Source organism: Nocardioides marinus (assembly GCF_013408145.1).
Classification (GTDB): Bacteria; Actinomycetota; Actinomycetes; order Propionibacteriales; family Nocardioidaceae; genus Nocardioides; species Nocardioides marinus.
Genome location: NZ_JACBZI010000001.1, coordinates 522,764 through 543,380 on the forward strand (window position 1 = coordinate 522,764; position 20,617 = coordinate 543,380).

Below are 20,617 nucleotides of genomic sequence, written 5' to 3' on the forward strand. Positions count from 1 at the left end.
GGCAGATGAGCGCTGAGGAGCTGATGGCCGCGGTCGAGCCTGTCCGGCGCCATCATCGGCCGGGGGAGGTGACGGTGAACACCGTCTTGGCGGCCTACCTCCGCGCAGCGGACCTGCGACCTCAGGGCAGAACCTGGGAGGTCGCCGTCGAGGCATTCCGAGCACGCGGTGACTTTGCCTGGGCAGTAGAGGCAGCGCTCAAGACTGGAGACGAGGGACACCTCAGGCCGCCGAAGAGCTGGCCCGACTCTATGTTGTCGAGACCGACGCTCACCCAGGCGACGCCCCTGGTCGGTGAGCGGCTCTCAGCAGGACCTCTCGACTGGCATCCGCAGAGGTTCGAGCCCGGTGCGATCCAGGGCGCTGGGGCAAAGAAACTCCTTGGGACTCCGCATGTCTCCATGGAGGAACTGCTGGTCAGGGAGACCGCGCAGAACAGCTGGGACGCCCGGACTGGTGACAGGCCCGTGGAGTTCGTCCTGAACCTTCGGAATCTCGCCCCCGAAGTCGTGAGCGTCCTGCGGAGGTCGGTGTTCACCGGATCGGCCTCTGGAACTCGGATCGGTGAAGCTCTGGCGGCCCCCCAGCCCCGGGCCATCGAGATCTCTGACCGAGGAACAGTCGGTTTGGGCGGTCCCGTCCGGAACGATCAGGCTATTCCTCCTGGGTCCGTCACCCACTTCATCGATCTGATCTTTAACATCGGTGCCACGAAGAGTGACATGACGTCTGGGGGCACCTACGGGTTCGGTAAGTCCGTGGCGTACATGGTCAGCGAGGTGGGGGCGATCATCGTATGGTCACGATGTCGCACCGATCGGGGCCCCGAAGACCGGCTCATTGCTTCGGCAATCGGAGATGTGTTCGAGATGTCCGGCTCGAGATACACAGGCCGTCATTGGTGGGGAAGAGACGTGGGTGGGCGTCCCGAGCCGCTGGTAGGCCCGGTGGCCGCTCAGATGGGGAGAAACATCTTTGCGAAGCCATTCGTTGGCGATGAGCTCGGAACAAGCATCCTCATCCTCGCCCCCGAGCTGGGTGCGCCGGGCCCGGATGATGACGCGGCCGTCCTCACAGAGGCGGTCCTCGCGAATCTCTGGCCCAAGCTTCTCGCAGACGACACCGGAATGGTTCCTATGGACATCAGGATCCAGATCGATGGGGTGGACCGTCCGATCCCGGACCCAGCCGAACACCCAGTGCTATCCGGAGCGGTTGGGTGTCTGCGCGCCGTGAGGAGCGTGCAGGCTGGCGCGGAGCCTTTCCCCACCCTGTTCCCCGTGGAGGTGCGGGAGATCAGGAGATACAACGAGGTTCTGGGCCACTTGGCGCTCACCAAGTACCCGGTAGATCCGAAGGCGGCCGAAGAGGAGCACGGTCGTGACGTCACGCTCATGAGGAGTGGGGCCGAACTGGTGGTGCGCAGGCTGAGACGCGCGGCACTGGGGGAACCCGGATTCCAATGGGCCGGTGTGTTCAAGCCGGTGCCTGCGCTCGACCCTGTGTTCGCGCGCTCCGAGCCACCCGCTCACGACGACTGGTCGCCCGCCTCGTTGCAGGACAAGAAACAGCGCAGCCAGGTGAAGTTGGCGCTACAGCGTGTCCAAGAGGAGGCCGACAGATTCTTGGAACCGCATCTGTCTGCCCGGTCAGCGAACGCGAGTGCTTCCGCGGCCGGTGTGGGAGACCGGCTGGCTGGCCTGATGGCCGGCTCCTCTGGGTCTGCTCCGACCAAGGCTCGGTCGCCCGGTCCGACGGGTGGAAGCAGGAGTGCGCGTGCGACCGCGCAGCTGGTCGGATCGGCTTGGGCCGAGATCGGGCGTCCGGGTTGGACTCGAACGTTGGTGACGGTACGGCTGGTGGGAGGCCCCCCGGCTGGATCGAGCGTGGACCTCCAGATCGGTATCGGGACCGATGGGGGCACCGAGCGGAGCCTGGACCCTCACTACGTCCAGGACGGCGGGTGGGTCGGGCTCGACACGAACGGTCCGATCCACATGGCGCCGGGGGAGCGGCGTGACTACTTCTTCGACTCCAGCGATGACGTTGCGGTTGACGTCCATGCACGAGTCGTTGGTGGGAACGGTGCGTCATGAGTAGAACTCGACTGCTTCCGTACAGAGCTTTGGACGACCACGATGTCGCGTGGGGTGGCTGGTGGTTCGAACGTGAGGGCGTGCGAGCGCCGCTACCGGATCTCATGCCCGCGTGGGACTACTCCGTGCGCGATCGCATCGGACTCAACGTGGACATCGACGCCATGACTGTTCGTGAGAAGACGGGGATCGAGAACATCTCCGACTTGGAGGTTGTGGCTCTGGTGGACTGCCCCTCGACGCTCAAGCGGTTCGTGCACCGATCGCGACTCGCGCCGCATGCTTCGCAAGAGGTCGAGGTCGTAATCGATCTTCCACCGGGCGAGGTAGCCCATCGGTTGGATGTCGCTGCATTCCTGTTGCTCGCAACGGACTTACCACCCAAGTCCCGGACGGCTAGCCGGTCGGGATCGAGGCTCGCCACTGGGCCGAGTCGCCGTGTGCTGCTTGAGGGCGACGCCTCACGCTTCCCTACAGAAGCTGTGTCGTTCGCCAGTCTGAACTGGGCAGATGTGCCGTGGACGCTCAACGCGGTCTTCTTCGACCTGAGTGACTCCTTCATGGGTTCCGTGCGCCTCTTGGTGAATGAGGACCACCCGCTGGGTCGGGCGGTGCTTTCGGCCGAGGTCGACCCCGCGACGGACAGCAGGCTCAAGTTGGAGGTCCTCAGGACGTTGGTCGGTGTGGTCGCCGCGCAGGAGAACCTCGACCACGATGACTATCCACCGGAGTCAATCGGAGAGGTTGTTGCTTCCATGTGCAGCGTGTTCCTGAACCGAACGCTGGCGGAGGCGGTGCACATCTACCAGCGGGACCCGATCAAGTTTGATCGCCTCCTCTACGCGGGGGTGGCCTCCCAATGATCTGCTACCCGCGTCTGGGAAGATCCACCGCGATGTCGCTGCTCGATGAGTTGCGAGACACATACGCGCAAGAGGGCCCGGCAGCGCTCAGGCGGATGGTCGGGTTTGATCATGAGCGCAAGGCACCCGTCGCCACCGGCCGGATTGCTCGTCCCGACGAGATCCAAGCTCTCAGGACGTCCGTGGAGGCCGACATGGCGCGTTGGCTCGCCGTCGAGAAGATCTCGGACTCCGAAAAATCCGCGTTTGACGCCGACCTTGGCCGAGCGCTTCACCTGGCGCTGCGCATAGTGCCGGCTGACGCAGCGCATGAGGGGACATGGAGTTTTCTGACCTTGGTGGTGTTCCCGGACATCGCCGCCCTGCGGTTCCCTGACCTCCACGAGGACCGCTTCATCGGGTCGCCACGCAACGCCCTACGAAGGACGTGGCAACGCTTTGACGTCCTCGGTGACCTATCTGCAGACTCGGCCAGATCCCTCGGTGAGGATGAGCTTGTGGGGCTGTTCGAGAGGTCAGCCCTGGTTCGCAACCGACCACTGGCTGTCGCGCTGGCCAGAAGGGTGCTCTCCTACGATGGGCCGAACAGATCCCAGTGGGCGAGAAATCTCTACAAGGTGGCGACCTTCCAGAGTGGCGTGCGGTTGCTTGACGCACTCGATGCAACAGGTATCGAGGCCTTCGTCGACGGGTTGGGTAGGTCGGTGACGAAGGATCGCATGGAGGTCTGAGTCGGCAGACGGACCGCTGAAGGCACCCGGACTGCGCCTACATTCAGACGATGACGTCACGAGCGCCATCCCCCGTTCGCGCCGGGCCGCCATCCCAGCAAAGACACGGATGAGTCCACCGGGAACGCCGTGGCGCCCATCGACACGGATGGACGCCACGGCTCACCCCGGCCGGGTCGGGAGATCCCGGCGTCAGGCACCCACTGCCTGGGGGGAGGGTGGGGCGGTGACCGTGACGTCGCGGGTCACCGCGGTGGCCTTGCCCCAGCCGTCGGTGACGGTCAGCGTCACCGTGTAGGTCCCGGCGGCGGGGAAGGCGTGCGTGGTCGCGGAGGTGGTCGTGTCGGGCAGGCCGTCGCCCCACGTCCAGCGGTAGCTGATCGAGTCCCCGGTGTCGGGGTCGCTGGACCCGACGGCGGAGAAGTTGCACGAGAGGTTGGTGCAGGCCGGCGGGTTGAGCACCGCGTTCGGCGGACGGTTGCCCGTCGGCTCGGTGATCGTCACCGTCTGCGTGGACGTCGCGGTCAGGCCCCACTCGTCGCGTGCGGTCAGGGTGACGGTGTAGGTGTTGGCTGCCGTGTAGGTGCGGGTCACCACCGCTCCCGAGCCGGAACCGTTGCCGAAGTTCCACGCGTAGGTCAGGGCCGTCGGGTTCTCGTCGGTGGAGCCGCGGGCGTCGTACGTGCAGACGTTCTGGTTGCACGTCACCGTGAAGCTCGGCACCGGCGGCTGGTTGCCGTCGGGGACCGTGACGGTCACGGTGCGCTCGGTCGGCGTGGGCGTCACCTGGTCGTGCTGGTCGACGGCCCGCGCGAGCACGCGGTAGGTCCCCGCGGGGATGACCGGCGTGGTGTAGGAGAAGTTCGACCCCGGTGTGCCCGGGCTGTTGAGGAACGCCGCGCGCCAGCTCGGGGTGGTGCTGGTGAAGCCGCCCGTGGAGCTCATGTACTGCCCGGCGGCGTTGACCACCGCCACCTCCACCCGCTGCATCGCCTGGTCGTCCTCCGCGCGGCCGCTGATGAAGATCTTGCCGTCGGGGAACGTCGCCCCCTCCACGGGAGCGAACAGGTTGTCGGTCAACGTCGGCGGCTGGTCGCCCGGGTAGATCCGGTAGCGCGCCGTCGCGCCCGTGGTCGACGTGTCCTGCTGGCCGGCGGTGTCGAAGGCGTACGCCGTCACCGCCCAGTCGCCCTGGGTCGGCAGCGTCACCGGCAGCGACCAGGTCGTGCTGGTGGCTCCCGGGCTGGCGAGCGTGGCCGGCAGGGTGGCGAACGCTGCGGCCATCGACCCGTTGGGCTGCAGGTAGCGGTTGGTGTCCTGGTCGCGCAGGGCCACCCGCAGCTCCGCGACCCCGAGGTCGTCGGTGGCCGTGCCGGTCAGCGCCAGCTGCAGCGACTGGCCGCCGGTGATCGTGCCCGTCACGTCGAGCCGGCCGTCCGGGGGAGCGTCACCCGGGATCTGCGCGGCCAGGCTCAGCCTCCCCTGGTTCGCGCTGGACGTGCTCAGCCCCAGGTCGTCCTGCGCCGCCACCGAGAAGGTGTAGGAGCCCGGCTTGAGGTCGAACGGTGTCGTCCACGACCACGAGTAGGAGGCCCCCGAGATGTTCACCGGGGAGATTCGGTGCCGCCCGGCGATCGAGTCGACGCCCCACGTGCCGTCCGCCGCGAGGTTCTCCCGGGTGGTGGTGTTGCGCAGCGTGATCTCGACGAAGGCCAGGTTCTCGTCGTCGGTGGCCGTCCCGGAGAACGTCACCGGCCGCCCCGGGGTCACCTGGACGGTGCCCACGGCCGTCGGCGGGGTCATCGCGACCGGTGCGGTGATGGTCACCGACGGCGCCACCGCGTTGGTGGCCACCCGCCAGGTCCGGTCCGCTGTGTCGAGGTCACCCTGGCCGGCGGTGTCCGTGGCGCGCACCTGCACCATCCAGGAGTCCTCGTAGGGCACCGTCACCTCGTAGGACCACGTCGTCGACAGCCCGCCGACCACGTCGGGGGTGACCCGGAAGGAGTTGTACGTCGACGAGGCCGTCCCGTTGGCCTGCAGGTAGCGGTTCTGGGAGTCCTTGAGGGCCAGCGAGAGCGAGTTGACCCCCACGTCGTCGGTGGCGGTCCCGGTGATGGTGAAGGTCCGGGTGTTGATGAGGCTGCCGGTCGGCCCGGTGACGTTGGTGTTGGGCGGCTGGTCGCTGGTCCCGAACGTCTCGAACTTCTTCGTCGCCTTCGACGGGTCCTGGCTGCCGGTGCCGGAGACCGCGCGGGCCCGGATCGTCAGCTCCCGGTTGTTCGGGAACGTCAGCGGCAGGGACCAGGTGGTCGAGGCGGCACCCGGCTGCGCGAGGACTGCGTCGATGGTGTTGGCGGTGGTGCTTCCCCAGGTGGTGAGGTCGTCGTTGAGGTAGCGGCGCGACTGGCGGTCCATGATCTCCACCCGCACGCTGCGTACGCCGGCAGCGGCTGTCGCCGTGCCGGAGACGGTGAACTCCTCGGCGACCGGCTTGATCCGACCCTCGATCGGGTCGACGATCACCGTCTCCACGCCGTTGCCGTTGGGGATCGCGTTGAAGTCGAAGAACGCCAGCCGGCCCACGTTGTACTCGCCCTGGGTGGTGGCGTCACCTCCGGTCCACAACCCGCGCGGGGTGAGCTCGATGTGCTTGTTGCCCTCGAAGGAGTTCGACGTGGGGTTCCACTCCAGCGCGGTGCCGTCCTCCGGGTCCAGCGCCCCCAGGTGCTGGCGCTTGACCACCGCGTCCCCGAGCCCGTAGCCCGACAGGCCCTGCCCGGTGCCGTAGCCCTGGTCGGTCAGGCCCGGCCACGGCTGCGGCGAGGTCGGCGACTCGTTCCAGGCGAAGTGCCCGCCGATGAAGACCGCCTGCTCGGAGATCGCCACCGCGTAGATGCTGTCGAAGGCACGCGAGATCCACAGCGGCTGCACGTCGTCGCCGCCGCTGATCGGGAAGGCGATGACCGTGTCGTTGATCGGGGGCCGGTCACCCCCCGAACCGCTGGTCACGGCGAACCAGCTGCCGTCGGGGGAGATGTCGCCGCCGTAGATCCGCTGGATGCCGCCGACGTACTGCAGGTTCTCCTCCCACAGCCGGCTGCGCCACGGGGTCAGCTGCTGGGTGCGGGTGTTGATGATCGCGATGCCGTAGCGGTCCTGACCGTTGACCTGGCGGCCGGTGTGCACCACCAGCAGCCGCCCCTCGTCGCGGGTCAGCTTGAGCCGCTGCACGGTCAGGTCGCCGTTGGTGCCGATGCCGCCGGAGAGGTTGTTGACGAAGTCGCTGCGCACCTCGCCGGTGGTCGCGTCGAGGGCCGCCAGGGCGCCGCGGGGCACGTTGTTGACGAGGCTGAACCGGCCGCCGGCGTATACCGTGGTGTTGGTGACCGCGAGCTCCTGGACCTTGCCGTTGCCGTTGGCGGTGAACGACTCGATCGGGGCCCCGGTGGCGGGGTCGATCCGCGCGATCGCCTTGTGGGTCAGGCCGTTGACGGTGCCGAAGCTGCCGCCGATGAAGAGCTTGGTGCCGTCGGGGGAGGCCTCCACCGCCTCGACCCCGCCGTTGGTGAACACCGGGCGGAAAGCCGGGTCGACCACCCCGGTGGTGGCGTTGAAGGCGGCGAGCCCCGCCTGCTGGTACGTCGTGCGGTTGGTGCCCGCGCGGTTGGCGATCGTGGTGAACGTGCCCGCGACGTACGCGCGGTTGCCGACGATCTCGATGTCCCAGATCTCGCCGTCACCGATGTAGGGCATGGAGGTGTTGGGGGTGTCGGGAGGCAGCCGGGTGTGGCCGGGTGCCGGGGCGATGGGGGAGGTGGCGACCGAGCGGGTCGCGGTGTCCTCGAGCTCGCCGTCACTGACGGTGAGCGTCACCGTCCGCGGGCCGTCGCTGGCGTAGGTGTGCGAGGGGTCGACGCCGTCGCCGGTGGAGCCGTCGCCGAAGGTCCAGGTGTAGGTCAGCTGGTCCTCGTCGGGGTCGAAGGAGCCGCGCGCGTCGAACTCGCAGGTGCGGCCCGAGCAGCCGGCCGTGAACGCCGCCGTCGGGGCCTCGTTGGTCTCCGAGGCGTCGGTGCCGGGGTCGATCACCACCGAGAGCAGCATCGAGCGGGAGGCGGCGTTGCTGGTGGTCGCCGTCCGTCCCGCGGCCGTGCCCACGGGCACCTCGCCGGCGGAGTCGCCCAGCACGGTGCTGACCTTGCCGGAGCCGGTCGCGGCCGCGGTCGTGCGCTCGGTGGTGCCGCCCGGCAGCGACCAGGTCGTGCCGGTCGTCGACGACTTCTCGCTCCACGCGCTCACCAGCCACGACCGCGCGTGCTCGACCGGCAGGCTCGGGGTGGTGTGGCTGCTCGAGGAGCTGTTGCTGCCCCCGAGCGCGTACGCCGAGACCAGCGCCGGTCCGGTGCTGCGGTACGCCGCGACGACCGCCGAGGACTTGATCCACGCCGAGGTGGTGACCCCGACGTCGGCGCCCACGTCGGCCGGCGTGGCGCTGCGGGTCCAGACCCGGCCCCGGATGCCGTTGCCGTCCCGGCTGGTCAGCAGCGTCCAGCCGGGGATGTCGGTCGGCAGCGCCACGTCGGTGGAGTTCGCGGTCACGAAGAGGACCAGCCGGTCCAGCGGCTTGACCGTCGCCGGCACCCGCACCGTGTGGGAGGCCCGGTTGCCCGCGGTGCTCGCCGCGCCCACGAACGAGATCTCGCCCTGGGCGACCCCGCTGGTTGCGGTGACCTGCTGGGTCAGGCTGTCGGTGGCGGTGCCGTCGCTCACGGTGAGCGTGACCGCCCGGGTGCCGTCGGCGGCGTAGGTGTGCGACGGCGTGGGGCCGGTCGCCGTGCCGCCGTCGCCGAAGGCCCAGGCGTAGGTCAGGTCGTCACCGTCGGGGTCGCTGGACCCCAGGGCGTTGAAGGAGCAGGCGAGGCGGTCGCAGCTGCTGGTGAAGTCGGCGACCGGCGGGTGGGCGACCGCCACCCCGGGGCTGAGGACGACCGAGGTCATCACCGTCCGGCTGGCCGCCGGGTCGGTGGTGGCCTCGCGGGCGGCGTGGGTGCCCACCGCCGCGGCCCCGCCGGTGTCGGCGAGCACGGCGCTGATCTTCCCCGAGCCGCCGGCCGCGGCGGTGGTGCGCTCCACGGCGCCGGTCGGCAGGGTCCACGCGGTGGCGGACGAGGACTTCTCCGCCCACGACTCCACGACCCACGACCCGGGGTCGGCCACGTCGACCGGCGCGGTCGCGTGCGTCGTACCCGCCGAGTTCACGACGCGGCTCGAGGAGGCGGTGACCGACGCGGAGCCCAGCGAGCTGCGGTAGGCCGCCACCGCGAGGACCGACTTGGTCGCCGCGGCGGTCGTCACCGTCACGTTGACGCCGGCGTCGGCGGCGGTGGCCGCACGGGTCCAGGTCCGGCCGCGGATGCCGTTGCCGTCGCGCGACTCCAGCAGCGTCCACCCCGCCGGGTCCGAGATGGCCACGGTCGAGTCGTTGGTGGTGAGGGTCAGCAGCAGCTGGTCGCCGGCCTGCACGTCGGCCGGGATCCGGACGACGTGCGCGGTGCGGTTGCCGGCGCTGCTGGCGGCGCCGACGTGGATCAGGGCGGGGTCGGCGCCCGCGGCCGGGCCGACACCCAGCAGCGCGGGCAGGACGGCGGCCACGAGGGCCAGGAGCAGGGCCGCGATGATCGGTCGCCTGGGGGTGGTGGTGGGCTCGTGCACGGCGGCGGTCCGATCCATCCGGTGGGTCCTCGACAGAGGCTGGATGGAGCGTGGCAGCGGCGGCCGTGCAGGACATGCCCCAAATGCGGGAAAACAGGGGGGCAAACGCCGGCTCGGAGGTCGTCCACGGATCCTCGGGGCCACCCCCACAGGGGTGTGGGTATCGCATCCGGTCCCACGGACCCCTACGGTGACGCAGGTGAGCATGTCCGATCGCCTGCACGTCAGGCACCACGGGTCGCCGGGGGCGACGCCGCTGGTGCTGGTGCACGGCTTCGGGTGCGACCAGTCGATGTGGCACCACGTGGTGCCCCGGCTCGCCGACGACTTCCACGTCGTGACCCTGGACCTGGTGGGCGCAGGCGGCTCCGACCGCTCGGCGTGGGACCCCCGGCGCTACGCCACGCTCGAGGGGTACGCCGAGGACCTCGTCGACCTGCTGCGCGAGCTCGACCTCGACCAGCCGGTGCTCGTCGGGCACTCGGTCTCGGCGATGATCACGGCGTACGCGCAGGTCATGGCCCCCGAGCTCGTCTCCCGGCTGGTGATGATCGGCCCCTCCCCGCGCTACGTCGACGAGGACGACTACGTGGGCGGCTTCTCGGCGGAGGCCATCGAGGACCTGCTGTCCGCGCTCTCGGCCAACTACGTGTCGTGGGCCCGCACCATGGCGCCCGTCATCGCGGGCAACCCGGACCGGCCGGAGGTGCACGGCGAGCTGGCCGAGGCCTTCTGCCGCATGGACCCGGAGGTGGCGGAGGTGTTCGCCCGGACGACGTTCCTCAGCGACGCCCGCGAGATCCTGCCGCGGGTCACGGCCCCGACGCTGGTGATGCAGTGCTCCGAGGACGTCATCGCACCCCGCGCGGTGGGGGAGTACGTCGCCAGCCGGCTCCCCGACGCCGAGCTGGTCGTCCTGCGCGCGACCGGCCACTGCCCCCAGCTCAGCGACCCCGAGGAGACCGTGGCCGTGCTCCGGGAGCACCTGACGTCCGCGAACGTGCTGCGATGAGCAAGAGCCGCGTGCTCGAGGCGTTCACCGCGGCGCTCCTCGACGACGACCCGCGTGCCCTCTACGACCAGGCGCCCTGCGGCTACCTCACCCTGGCTCCCGACGGCACCGTGGTGAAGACCAACACCACGCTGCGCACGATGCTCCGGTGCACCGACGACCTCGCCGGCACCACGCTGCACGAGCTGCTCGTCCCCTCCGCCCGGGTCCTGGTCGAGACCCACGTGATGCCGATGCTGCGCCTGCAGGGCGCGGTCAACGAGGTGGCCCTGGAGCTGCAGTGCCTCGACGGCACCCGGCTCCCCGCGCTCGTGAACGCCACCGCCGAGCGGGACGGCGGCGGCCGCACCACCGTGGTGCGGATGGCGGTCTTCGACGCGACCGAGCGGCGACGCTACGAGCAGGAGCTGGTCGGCCGGGCCGAGGAGGCCAGGGCGGCGCAGCGGGCGGCCGAGGACGCCCAGCAGCGCCTGCGGACCCTGGTCGACACCCTGCAGGGCTCGCTGGTGCCGCGCAGCCTGCCGGACGTGCCGGGACTGTCCGTGGCCGGCGCCTACCGACCGGCGTGGGACGGGGACCAGGTCGGCGGCGACTTCTTCGACGTCTTCCCCACCGACGGTGAGTGGTGGGTGGTCCTCGGGGACGTCAGCGGCAAGGGCGTCGACGCGGCCGTGGTCACCGCCCTCGTCCGCAACGGGGCCCGCGCACTGGCCACCTCCCTGCCGGCCCAGGAGCGCACCCCCGCCCACGTCCTGACCCAGCTGGACGTCCTGGTGGACAGCCACGAGACCGAGCGCTTCTGCACCGTGGCCCTGCTGAGGATGCGTCGCGACGGGGACCGGTGGGCGCTCAGCTACGTCTCCGCCGGGCACCCGCCCCTCTTGCTGCGGCCCCCCGCCGGACCGGTGCGGTCGGTCGAGTCGCAGAACCCACCCCTCGGGCTCGGGCTGCGCCACGAGCCGGGCCTGCTCGCCGACGACGGGCCCGAGCAGGTCGAGCTCGAGCTGCGCTCCGGCGACATGGTGGTCCTGCACACCGACGGCATCTCGGAGGCGCCCACCGCCGACGGACTCTGGGGCGACTGCGGGCTCGTCGAGACGCTCGAGTCGATCGCCGCCGCGTCGGCGCCCGCCGGCGAGGTAGCTGGCGAGGTGGCCGACGGGCTCGTCGCCCGCGCCGTGCAGCTCCAGGGCGGGCGACCGCGCGACGACATCGCCTGCCTCGTCCTCGTCGCCGACTGAGGGCACGACACCCGACCCGGAGACCCCCACCCGGCCCGGCGGTCCAGACAGCCGCGCGGGAGTGTCGGTGGAGGTCTTTACTTTCCTCCTCGGTGGCCGTCGGGCCGCGGATCGGAGGTGCGGCATGGATGAGCGGGGCATGGGTGGGCGGGCGCTCGAGGTCGACGAGGCGTGGCGCGAGCTGAGGCGTCGGCTGGCCGACCGGGTCGCCGGGCTCGGCCCGGAGGAGTCCCTCGTGCTGGCCGTGCAGGTCGCCGGGCTCGGTGACGGTCCGGGCCCCTACGTCACCGTCGGCGGTCGGGCCGGGGGTGGCTGGCGGGTGGAGGCCGCGAGCAACGCCTACCTCGACGCTGCCCACCAGCTCGACGAGGGCGGGCACGAGCGGCTGCTCGCGCTGGGCTGGGGCGCTCCGACGTACCTCCCCGGCCAGGGTGGCCACGGCTCCGCCAACTGGTGGGTCGACCTCGAGACGGGGGAGGAGGAGCGCGCCGCGTGGCTGCTCGTGCAGGCGCTGCGCGAGGCGTACGCCGTGCCGCACCCGGCCTTCCTGGAGTCCTCCGGCCTGGACCTCGCCGGACTCCAGGGCCCCGACTCGCCGCCCGCCCCCGAGCCGCCGGACCGGGTGGAGCTCATCGAGCAGCTGCCGGTCGTGCGCCCGCGCGACGTCGAGCACCTGCGTGAGCTCGTCGTGGAGACGCTCACCGTGATGACCGGGGCCGAGGTGTTCGTCGACGAGGAGGGCGACGTCGTCGTGCCTTGCGGCGAGCAGAGCCTCGTCTGGGTCGGCCCCGACCTCGACCGCCCCGTCGTCTCCATCACCGCCGTGCTCGTCGACCGGGTGACCCGTCCCCAGGCCGGCCTGGCGGCGCTCAACCTGGTGGGCGGTCGACTGCCCCACGTCTCCGCACGCATGCTCGGGAGCCGGTTGACCATCACCCACGAACTGCACGCGATGCCGTTCGTCCCCGAGCACCTCGCGGGCTGGGTCGCCCGCTGCCAGGTCGAGATCGACGAGGTCGCGGCCGAGGCGGCGCTGCTGCTGGGCGGCGAGCGCTACCTCGAGAACCTCGACGCGCCCCGCCCCGCGCCGGTGCTCGACGAGGAGGTCGCCACGATCGCCGAGCTGCTGGCTGTCGGGCCGGTGTCGCCGCGCGTGGTGGCTGAGGTCTTCAACCACTCCCGCGGTGCCGTCGTACGCCGCCTGGTCGGCCTGCGCCAGGGCCACCTGATCGCCCACACCGAGGACGTGGACGGCCTGCTGGACGCCCTGCGGGCCGGCCTGCGGTGGATCGTCGACGAGCCCGACCGCCAGGCCGACGCACGTCGCCGGGCCCGGCGCCGGGTCGACCCGCGCCCCAGCATCCAGTCGGTGCTGCTGGACGACCAGCCGGACCTCTTCGAGAGCGAGTCCGGGCCGACCGGCTGAGGCCTACTCCTCGCCGGGTGTCTGCGTGCTCTCGTTGCGGGTGCCCGACGGGTCCTCGAGGCGCTCGTCGGAGTCCGCGAGGACCGCCTCGGCCTGACGTCGGGGGTCGTCGGCTCCGGCCTCGGTCTCCTCGGGGACGGAGTCGGCGCGGCTGGCCGCGCGTTCCTCGTCGCGGTCGGCGGGGTCGGTCGGCGGCGGTGGTGTGCTCATGCCCCCTGCCTACCCGCGATCGGGCTCGACCCAGTCACCCGACAGGGCGAAGAGCGAGGGAGCCGCCTGCGGCGCAGGCAGTGCGGTGACGGGTGCGTCCACACGGAACTTGTCGAGCGACCCGACCTCGGTGAGCTCCCTGCGGGCCCCGGGGTGCGCGGCGTAGTAGGTGATCACCGCGCCGAGGGCGGAGGGGGTCCAGCGGTGGCGGAAGCCCTCCATCGCCACCCTGCGTCCGCTGCGCAGCCGGATGTAGAGGCCCGGCCACACCGTGAGCCGGGCCTCGACCCCCGCGACCTCGGACCACCGGACGACGACCTCGTGGTTGCCGTCGTGGAAGCGCAGTCCCTCCGGGTCGAGCCTGATCCGCATCTCGGTCGTGGCCCGACGGGGGAGGACGTAGAACACCATCGTCGCAGCCCCCGCCAGCGCCGCGCCGGCGACGGCCCCGGGCGTGAAACCCGGCTGGGCCACGACCAGCAGCACGAAGGCAGCCATGAGGAAACCGCCGATGAAGCTGACCGCGTGCCGGGTCTCTCGGATCGGGAGCAGGACCCCGCCGTCGACCGGGACGGGAGCGCCCACGGCTCCTCTGTGCCGCGGTGCGCTCACGAGGACGACACCGGCGAGGAAGAGCAGCACCCCCGTGGCGTGCGCCAACACCCTCGACGGTGTCACCGACTCGTCCTCGCCCAGGTCGAGGTAGGACATCGTCACCATGACCGCGTAGGCGAGCGCACCGAAGAGCGGCAGCGCCTGACCGAAGCGACGCTTGCCGGTCGACCACGTCCGCTCGAGGCCGAGCGGGTCGCGATCCTGGTCGTTCACGACACCCATGACCAGACCTTCCCGGCCACGTCACCGGTGGCGTCCTTGAGGTCGTCCCAGCCCTCGCCGATGGATTCGTCGAGCGTGTCGGTCCAGTCGTCGGGCAGCTGGCCCCAGACGCGGTCCACTCCCTCGACCGCCGCCATGGTGACGATGACGGTCACGGCGCCTGAGATGACCACGCTGCTGATCGGGAGGGTGAGCACCAGCCCGGCTGCGATGACCCCGCCGCTGACCGTGGCCATCCCCAGGCCCGGCTCGTCGCTCTCCAGGGCGGACACGGTGTCGTAGGCCACGGTGATCGGCCCGAGGGCGTCGCCCGCCGTCGAGAGCCGGTCGGCCGCGTCCGCCAGCCGGTCCAGCTCGCGGGCGGTGAGCCGCACGCCGCCGCGATCGATGTCGCCGACCCGGCTCAGGTGGGACTTCTTCAGCGCCGTCCCCAGCACCCCGGAGGCCAGCGTGGAGTGGTGGGTGGCGAAGAACTTCCCGACCCACTCGAAGGTCTCCTCGTCGACGAGCCCGTCGACGGCGGCCTGCAGGTGGGTCGCGACCCACTCGCGCAGCGCCTGCCGCTCGGCGGCGACGCCCGCGGCCATCGCGGTCCACTCGGCGGAGCCGGACGGCCCGTCGGGTGCGCCGACCAGGTCGCCGGTGACGGAGAAGCCGGAGGCCACGGCCTGCGCGCGTACGCCGGAGAGCAGCCTCTCGTGGGCGACCAGCCGCTCGGCGTACGACTCGAAGAGCGCGGCCGCCCGCGTCAGCCCGTCGGCCAGCACCCCCAGGTGCCGCAGCATGATCGAGGCGTGGAAGGCGTAGGCGGTGCCGCTGATGCCCTGGAAGGAATCCGCGGCGCGGTCGAGCGCCTGCTGCACCTGCTCGCTGGCGCGCACCGTCGCCGGCAGTGCGGTGCCGCGCACCCAGGTCACGGCCAGTCGCGGCACCGCGGGGGAGCCGTCGGAGGCGATCGAGAACGCGGCAGGTCCACTCGCGGTGCACATGGCCCCCGGCGCGGAGGGCGGCGGGGCGGACAGCGTCGACGCCGACGGTGCGGTGCGCAGGTCGACGCTCACGGTCCCACCGCCCGGAACTCCTGCTCGACCCGGGCGTCGGTCGAGCGGATGACGTGGGCGACGTCGCGCACCGCGTCGGCGGTCAGGTCGTTGGCCTGCGCGAGCTGGTGGGACGTCTCCAGCAGCACCGCGAGCATCTGCAGCATCGCCCCCGTGCCCGGACCGGGGCCGAGCGCGGGGAGCGACAAGAGCTCGTCGAGCCCCGCGGCTGCCTGGTGGTGTCGTGCGGCGACCTGGTGCTCGAGGTCTGCCCCGACGCGTAGCTCTGACATGGAACGCACCTCCCGAGATGTTGGTGTGCGAGCAGTCTGCGCCGCGTCGCAGACGAGCGCTACCGCCTCGTCGGCGCCCTGTGGACAACCTCGTCGGCAGGCTCAGCCGGCGGCGATGTTGACCACCCAGATCACGCCGAAGCGGTCCTGCAGCTGCCCGAACTCATCGCCCCACGGCTTCACGGAGAGCGGCTCGTGCACCTCGCCGCCGTCGGCCAGGGCTTCCCACCAGCCGCGCAGCAGGTCGGAGTCGTCACCCGACAGCGACAGCATCCCGTTGGCCAGCAGCGAGTCCGCGCCCATGCCGGGCAGGTAGTCCGAGGCCATCACCTGCACGCCGAGGTCGCGACGGTCGAGCTGGGAGTGCATGACCTTGCCGGCGTCGGGGCCCTCCATGCCCATGTCGCCGTAGGTCATCACGCTCGGCTCGCCGCCGAAGACCGAGGCGTAGAAGGTGATCGCGTCGCACGCGACACCCTCGAAGTGCAGGTAGGGGTTGAGGAACGTGGCCATGGATGACTCCTGGGTCGGCGGGTGGGTCGGTGCTCACTGTGACCTGCCCCACCGACAGGACTCATCGCTGCTTGGCGCTCACACCTTCCGCGACGCCGATCAGCGCGAACGCCGCGATGACGGCCACGACGAACCCGAGCACGTTGAGCTCCCAGATGTTGCCGGTGCCGAGCAGGCTGGCCACCACACCGCCGATCAGGGCGCCGGCGACGCCCAGACCGAGCGTGCCGAGGAGTCCGAGGCGCTGACGACCGGGCTTGAAGAGCCGCGCGAGCGCACCGATGATCAGGCCGACGACGAGGAGTCCGATGAGCTGCATGTCCTCGACGCTACGTCCCGGTCCGGGGATGCCACCTCACCCGAGGGATGATGTGTGCGTGAGGTGCGGCTACTTCGAGGCGGGCGTGTGCCGGTCGTGCACCCAGCTCCCCGTCCCGTACGCCGAGCAGCTGGTCGCCAAGGAGGCAGCCACCCGCGCGGCCCTGGCCGACGTGCTCGCGGACCCGACCGCCCCCGGGTGGGAGGACGCGGCGGCCAGCCGCGAGGAGGGGTTCCGGAACAAGGCCAAGATGGTGGTCGGCGGGACCCTCGAGGGGCCGACGCTGGGCATCCTCGATCCCCGAGGACACGGCGTGGACCTGCGCCACTGCGGGCTGCACGAGCCCGGCCTCCACGCGGCGCTGCCGGTGCTGGCCGACCACGTGCGCCGGGCCGGGCTGACGCCGTACGACGTGCCGGGCAGGAGGGGCGAGCTCAAGCACCTGCTGGTGACCGTCTCGCCCGACGGTGGGCTGATGGTGCGCTGGGTGCTGCGCTCCACCGAGTCGTTGCCGCGGCTGCGCAAGCACCTGCGGTGGCTGCTGGAGCAGCTGCCGGTGTCGGTGGCCTCGGCCAACATCCAGCCCGAGCACAAGGCCGTGCTCGAGGGGCCCGAGGAGGTGCTGCTCACCGAGCAGGCGACCCTGCCGATGCGCCTCGACGTCCCCGGACACCCGGTCGTGCTGCAGCTGCGGCCGCAGTCGTTCTTCCAGACCAACACCGCGGTGGCGACCGAGCTCTACGCCACCGCCCGCCGCTGGGTCGGCGACCTCGCGCCGAGCCGGGTCTGGGACCTCTACAGCGGCGTCGGCGGCTTCGCCCTGCACCTCGCCACCGACGCCGGGGACCAGCGCCGGGTGACCGGCGTCGAGATCAGCGCGGAGGCGGTGGAGGGCGCCCGACGCGCGGCGCGGCTGGCGGACCTGCGCGCCGACTTCGTCGCCGCCGACGCCGTCGCGTGGGCCACGACCACCCAGGAGCCGCGGCCCGACCTGCTCGTGGTGAACCCGCCCCGGCGCGGGCTGGGCGGCGACCTCGCCGGGTGGGTCGAGGCCTCCGGGGTGCCGTGGGTGCTCTACTCCAGCTGCCACAGCGGCTCGCTGGCCCGCGACCTCGCGGCCATGCCGTCCTACACCCTTCAGCGCGGGCGGGTGCTGGACATGTTCCCCCAGACCACCCACCACGAGGTGCTGGTGCTGCTGCGCCGTGGGTAGCGTCGTCGACATGGACCAGCGCACTCTCGGACGCACCGACCGCACCGTCTCCGCCATCGGCCTCGGCACCTGGCAGCTGGGGGCCGACTGGGGCGAGGTGAGCGAGGAGCAGGCCCTCGAGGTCCTGGCCGCGGCCGTCGACGCCGGCGTCACCCTCCTCGACACCGCCGACGTCTACGGCGACGGCCGCAGCGAGCGGATCCTCGGCCGGTTCCTGCGCGAGCACGACGGGCTGACGGTCGCCACCAAGATGGGCCGCCGCGTCGAGCAGGTCCCGGAGAACTACCGCCTCGACCACTTCCGCGAGTGGACCGACCGCTCGCGACGCAACCTCGGCGTCGAGGTCCTCGACCTCGTCCAGCTGCACTGCCCGCCCAGCGCGACCATCGCCGACGACGCCACCTGGGACGCGCTCGACACCCTGGTCGCCGAGGGCGCCGTCGCCGCCTACGGGGTCTCGGTCGAGACCTGCGACCAGGCGCTGGCGGCCATCGCACGGCCCGGGTGCGCGAGCGTCCAGATCATCCTCAACGCCTTCCGGCTCAAGCCGCTCGACGAGGTCCTGCCCGCGGCCCGGGAGGCCGGCGTCGGCATCCTCGCGCGGGTGCCGCTGGCCTCCGGCCTGCTCTCGGGGAAGTACGACGAGTCCACCACCTTCGCCGAGGACGACCACCGCCACTACAACCGCGACGGCAGTGCCTTCGACGTCGGCGAGACCTTCGCCGGCGTCGACTACGCGACCGGTGTGGAGGCGGCGCGCGAGTTCACCGCGCTGGTGCGCGAGCACGGCCCCGAGGGTGCGACGCCCGCCCAGGTGGCGCTGGCGTGGTGCGCGCAGCAGGAGGGCGTGAGCACCGTGATCCCCGGCGCCCGCAGCGCCGAGCAGGCGCGCGCCAACGCGGCTGCGGGCGAGCTGCCCGCGCTGTCGCCCGCGCTGTTCGACGGCGTGCGGGCGCTCTACGACGCCCGGCTGCGTGAGCAGGTCCACACCCGCTGGTGACCGTGGCGCCGCCCCGGTCGCGTGCCCAACCAGCACGCCGTAGTGTCGGGCCCGTGGCCGAGGACTACTGCGAGCACTGCGACCTGCCGCTGTCGACCTGCGTGCACGGCAACCCGCCGGCACCCGAGCCGGTCAAGGCCCCACCCAAGGCCTCGCCCGTGACCCGCAAGCGGGTCGCGACCCCGCGAGCGGCCAAGGAGGCGGCCGCGGTCCGCACGGCGCCCCGCCGGCGTACCGACAAGGCGGAGTTCAAGCCCGTCATCGTCCAGGTGCTGCAGGAGCACGGCGGCGAGCGCGAGGCCGACCTGGTGCTCGCCGAGCTCGAGGAGCGGCTGGCCGAGGTGCTCAAGCCGGGCGACCACGAGACCGGCCCCACCGGCGAGGTCCGGTGGCGCACCGCCGCCCGCTGGGCCCGCAAGGAGCTCGCCGACGACGGTCTGCTGCTCGCCCCCCAGCCCGGTGTCTGGGCGCTCACCGACGAGGGCATGACCTCCCTCTGACCGTGCCCTGGTGACCTCTCGGTGGGTCAAAGGCTCCACCGCGATCTCGGCACCCAGGCGCACACCGTCGGGCAGGGGCAGGGCGTCGCCGGACCAGAACATCCCCGGGTCGTAGTAGTTGGTCGGCAGCGTCTCGGGCAGCAGCCCCATCGCGGTGTACGTCGCCGCGACCACCTCCGCGCAGTAGGTCAGCTCTGCGGGCGCCTGGCGCCGCACCCGACCGCGCGCCCAGCGCCCCACGAGCTTGGCGGTGCTGGGGAACGGCGTGCCGTCCAGCCGCGCGACCGTGCGCAGCACGGCGTCCTCCATCTGCGCGGTGACCCCGTCGGGGCCGGCGTCGAGCTGGCGCAGCCACGCCTGCTGGTCGTAGCGGTCGTGCCACTGCCGCACCGCCGCCCGCAGGTCGTGCAGCTGCACCCCGCGCTGGTGCTGGCCGGTCCACACGTCGACCAGGCCCTTGCCGAGCTCGGCGTGCCACATCAGCGGCGGCAGGTCGTCGAGGACGACCGCCATGCCGACGTGGTTGACCGGGGCGTTGGTGAGGACCCGGATAGCGTGGTCGGCGGTCGAGCGGCCGCGGAAGAGCCACAGGTCGCCGGTGCGGGTCAGGTCCACGGCCCGGTCGAGGGAGATCCGGCTGCTCGGGTCGCGCATGAGAGGAAGTGTGGTCCATGGCGGACGGCGGTGCGGGGAGGTCGTGGCTGCGGGCCGGCCTGTCGTCGGGGCGGGTGTGGAAGGTGCTCGGCGTCGCGGGCGTCGCCGGGGTCGCCGCGACCGGGGTCGTCGTCGCGCGCGAGCACCGCCGGCGTACCCAGATGTCGCCGGAGGAGGTCCGCGACCGGCTGCACCGGCGCCTCGCCGAGGCCGACCGCGGCAGCGGGTCGGGTGGGCAGGACGGACCGGGCAGGACTGTCGGCGACGACGCCTAGCCTGCGCCGCATGGACCTCACCGCCGCGCACCAGCTGGCCACCGGGCTGCTGGTCGAGCACGGCCTGAGCGACTGGCGGGTGGAGTACGACGCCGCCAAGCGTCGCGCGGGCGTGTGCCGCTTCGCCACCCGCACCATCGGGTTGAGCGCGCCGCTGACGATGCTGCACGACGAGGCGATGGTGCGCGACACCGTCCTGCACGAGATCGCCCACGCCCTCGTCGGCCCCGCCCACGGTCACGACGCCACCTGGGCTCGCACGGCGCGGGCCATCGGCTGCTCCGCGGAGCGCTGCGTGCCCGCCGACGCCCCTCGGGTGGCCGCACCGTGGCTCGGCGTGTGCCCGGCGGGGCACACCGTCGACCGGCACCGACGCCCCGAGCGGGTGCTGGTCTGCCGGCGCTGCAGCGGTGGCACCTTCGACCTGCGCCACCTCTTCACCTGGACCCACCACGGTCGACCGGCGGCACACCACCCCAACTACGTGGCCGAGCTGGCGGCGCTGCGCGAGGGCCGCCGGGTCAGTCGGCTCGGGGTGGGCAGCCGGGCGCGGATCATCGTGCCGGGGGAGTACCACCACGCCGCCGGCACCGTCCTCAAGCGCGGGCGCACCTGCTACCACCTGCGGGTGGGCAGGGTCGTGCTGCGAGTGCCGTTCGCCGGCGTGGAGCCGGTCTGAGCC

At 71.8% G+C, this 20,617-nt stretch carries 18 protein-coding genes; 11 read left to right on the forward strand and 7 right to left on the reverse strand.

Annotation, left to right across the window (positions count from 1 at the left end):
- The first annotated feature begins 5 nt into the window (after positions 1-5).
- From BKA05_RS02615 to BKA05_RS02625, 3 genes are read left to right on the forward strand one after another with little or no spacing between them, the layout of a single operon-like run.
- The gene (locus BKA05_RS02615; RefSeq protein WP_179530034.1) at positions 6-2,096 is read left to right on the forward strand and encodes a hypothetical protein; all 2,091 of its coding nucleotides are present in this window, start codon (positions 6-8) and stop codon (positions 2,094-2,096) included.
- A gap of 29 nt (positions 2,097-2,125) precedes the next feature.
- Complete coding sequence (locus tag BKA05_RS02620; RefSeq protein ID WP_179530035.1) at positions 2,126-2,959, forward strand: hypothetical protein; 834 nt, start codon at positions 2,126-2,128, stop codon at positions 2,957-2,959.
- The gene (locus tag BKA05_RS02625) at positions 2,956-3,690 is read left to right on the forward strand and encodes a DUF6339 family protein (protein ID WP_484549360.1); all 735 of its coding nucleotides are present in this window, start codon (positions 2,956-2,958) and stop codon (positions 3,688-3,690) included. Before BKA05_RS02620 ends, BKA05_RS02625 begins: the two co-directional genes overlap by 4 nt.
- Before the next feature lie 192 nt (positions 3,691-3,882).
- On the opposite strand, the gene BKA05_RS02630 is transcribed toward BKA05_RS02625, so the two are convergent.
- Positions 3,883-9,420: a PKD domain-containing protein gene (locus BKA05_RS02630; protein ID WP_179530037.1), complete on the reverse strand. Its 5,538-nt coding sequence runs from the start codon at positions 9,418-9,420 to the stop codon at positions 3,883-3,885.
- A 187-nt stretch (positions 9,421-9,607) separates the two neighbouring features.
- Here BKA05_RS02630 and BKA05_RS02635 point away from each other — a divergent pair, with 187 nt between their 5' ends.
- From BKA05_RS02635 to BKA05_RS02645, 3 genes are all read left to right on the forward strand, one after another.
- Complete coding sequence (locus BKA05_RS02635) at positions 9,608-10,414, forward strand: alpha/beta fold hydrolase (RefSeq protein ID WP_179532939.1); 807 nt, start codon at positions 9,608-9,610, stop codon at positions 10,412-10,414.
- Positions 10,411-11,655 carry a PP2C family protein-serine/threonine phosphatase gene (locus BKA05_RS02640; RefSeq protein WP_179530038.1) on the forward strand — a complete coding sequence of 415 codons (1,245 nt, stop codon included), beginning with the start codon at positions 10,411-10,413 and terminating at the stop codon, positions 11,653-11,655. Before BKA05_RS02635 ends, BKA05_RS02640 begins: the two co-directional genes overlap by 4 nt.
- Before the next feature lie 124 nt (positions 11,656-11,779).
- Positions 11,780-13,081, forward strand: coding sequence for a TY-Chap domain-containing protein (locus BKA05_RS02645; protein WP_179530039.1), 1,302 nt, complete (start codon positions 11,780-11,782; stop codon positions 13,079-13,081).
- Positions 13,082-13,084: 3 nt separating this feature from the next.
- Here BKA05_RS02645 and BKA05_RS02650 read toward each other — a convergent pair whose 3' ends face one another.
- The 6 genes from BKA05_RS02650 to BKA05_RS02675 form a co-directional block, all read right to left on the reverse strand.
- Positions 13,085-13,291 (reverse strand): hypothetical protein, encoded by a 207-nt coding sequence (locus tag BKA05_RS02650; RefSeq protein WP_179530040.1) that lies wholly within the window; start codon positions 13,289-13,291, stop codon positions 13,085-13,087.
- 9 nt (positions 13,292-13,300) lie between these two features.
- The gene (locus BKA05_RS02655; protein WP_179530041.1) at positions 13,301-14,128 is read right to left on the reverse strand and encodes a hypothetical protein; all 828 of its coding nucleotides are present in this window, start codon (positions 14,126-14,128) and stop codon (positions 13,301-13,303) included.
- Positions 14,116-15,189, reverse strand: coding sequence for a hypothetical protein (locus tag BKA05_RS02660; protein WP_179530042.1), 1,074 nt, complete (start codon positions 15,187-15,189; stop codon positions 14,116-14,118). Before BKA05_RS02660 ends, BKA05_RS02655 begins: the two co-directional genes overlap by 13 nt.
- Positions 15,186-15,461, reverse strand: a complete 276-nt coding sequence (locus tag BKA05_RS02665) for a hypothetical protein (protein ID WP_179530043.1) — start codon at positions 15,459-15,461, stop codon at positions 15,186-15,188. The genes BKA05_RS02660 and BKA05_RS02665 overlap by 4 nt, the downstream gene beginning before the upstream one ends.
- Positions 15,462-15,563: 102 nt before the next feature.
- Complete coding sequence (locus tag BKA05_RS02670) at positions 15,564-15,974, reverse strand: VOC family protein (protein WP_179530044.1); 411 nt, start codon at positions 15,972-15,974, stop codon at positions 15,564-15,566.
- Between the two features lie 61 nt (positions 15,975-16,035).
- On the reverse strand, positions 16,036-16,293 hold the full coding sequence (locus tag BKA05_RS02675; protein ID WP_179530045.1) for a GlsB/YeaQ/YmgE family stress response membrane protein: 258 nt from the start codon (positions 16,291-16,293) through the stop codon (positions 16,036-16,038).
- A 58-nt stretch (positions 16,294-16,351) separates the two neighbouring features.
- Here BKA05_RS02675 and BKA05_RS20165 point away from each other — a divergent pair, with 58 nt between their 5' ends.
- The 5 genes from BKA05_RS20165 to BKA05_RS02705 all read left to right on the forward strand — a co-directional run bounded on the left by BKA05_RS20165 (position 16,352) and on the right by BKA05_RS02705 (position 20,614).
- Complete coding sequence (locus tag BKA05_RS20165; protein WP_179530046.1) at positions 16,352-17,506, forward strand: methyltransferase domain-containing protein; 1,155 nt, start codon at positions 16,352-16,354, stop codon at positions 17,504-17,506.
- A 10-nt stretch (positions 17,507-17,516) separates the two neighbouring features.
- Positions 17,517-18,506, forward strand: a complete 990-nt coding sequence (locus BKA05_RS02685; RefSeq protein ID WP_179530047.1) for an aldo/keto reductase — start codon at positions 17,517-17,519, stop codon at positions 18,504-18,506.
- A gap of 308 nt (positions 18,507-18,814) precedes the next feature.
- Entirely contained in the window at positions 18,815-19,006 is a 192-nt protein-coding gene (locus tag BKA05_RS19460) for a winged helix-turn-helix domain-containing protein (protein ID WP_343045775.1), read from the forward strand.
- A gap of 671 nt (positions 19,007-19,677) precedes the next feature.
- Entirely contained in the window at positions 19,678-19,935 is a 258-nt protein-coding gene (locus BKA05_RS02700; protein ID WP_179530048.1) for a hypothetical protein, read from the forward strand.
- 10 nt (positions 19,936-19,945) lie between these two features.
- Positions 19,946-20,614, forward strand: coding sequence for a SprT-like domain-containing protein (locus BKA05_RS02705; RefSeq protein ID WP_179530049.1), 669 nt, complete (start codon positions 19,946-19,948; stop codon positions 20,612-20,614).
- Positions 20,615-20,617: the final 3 nt, after the last annotated feature.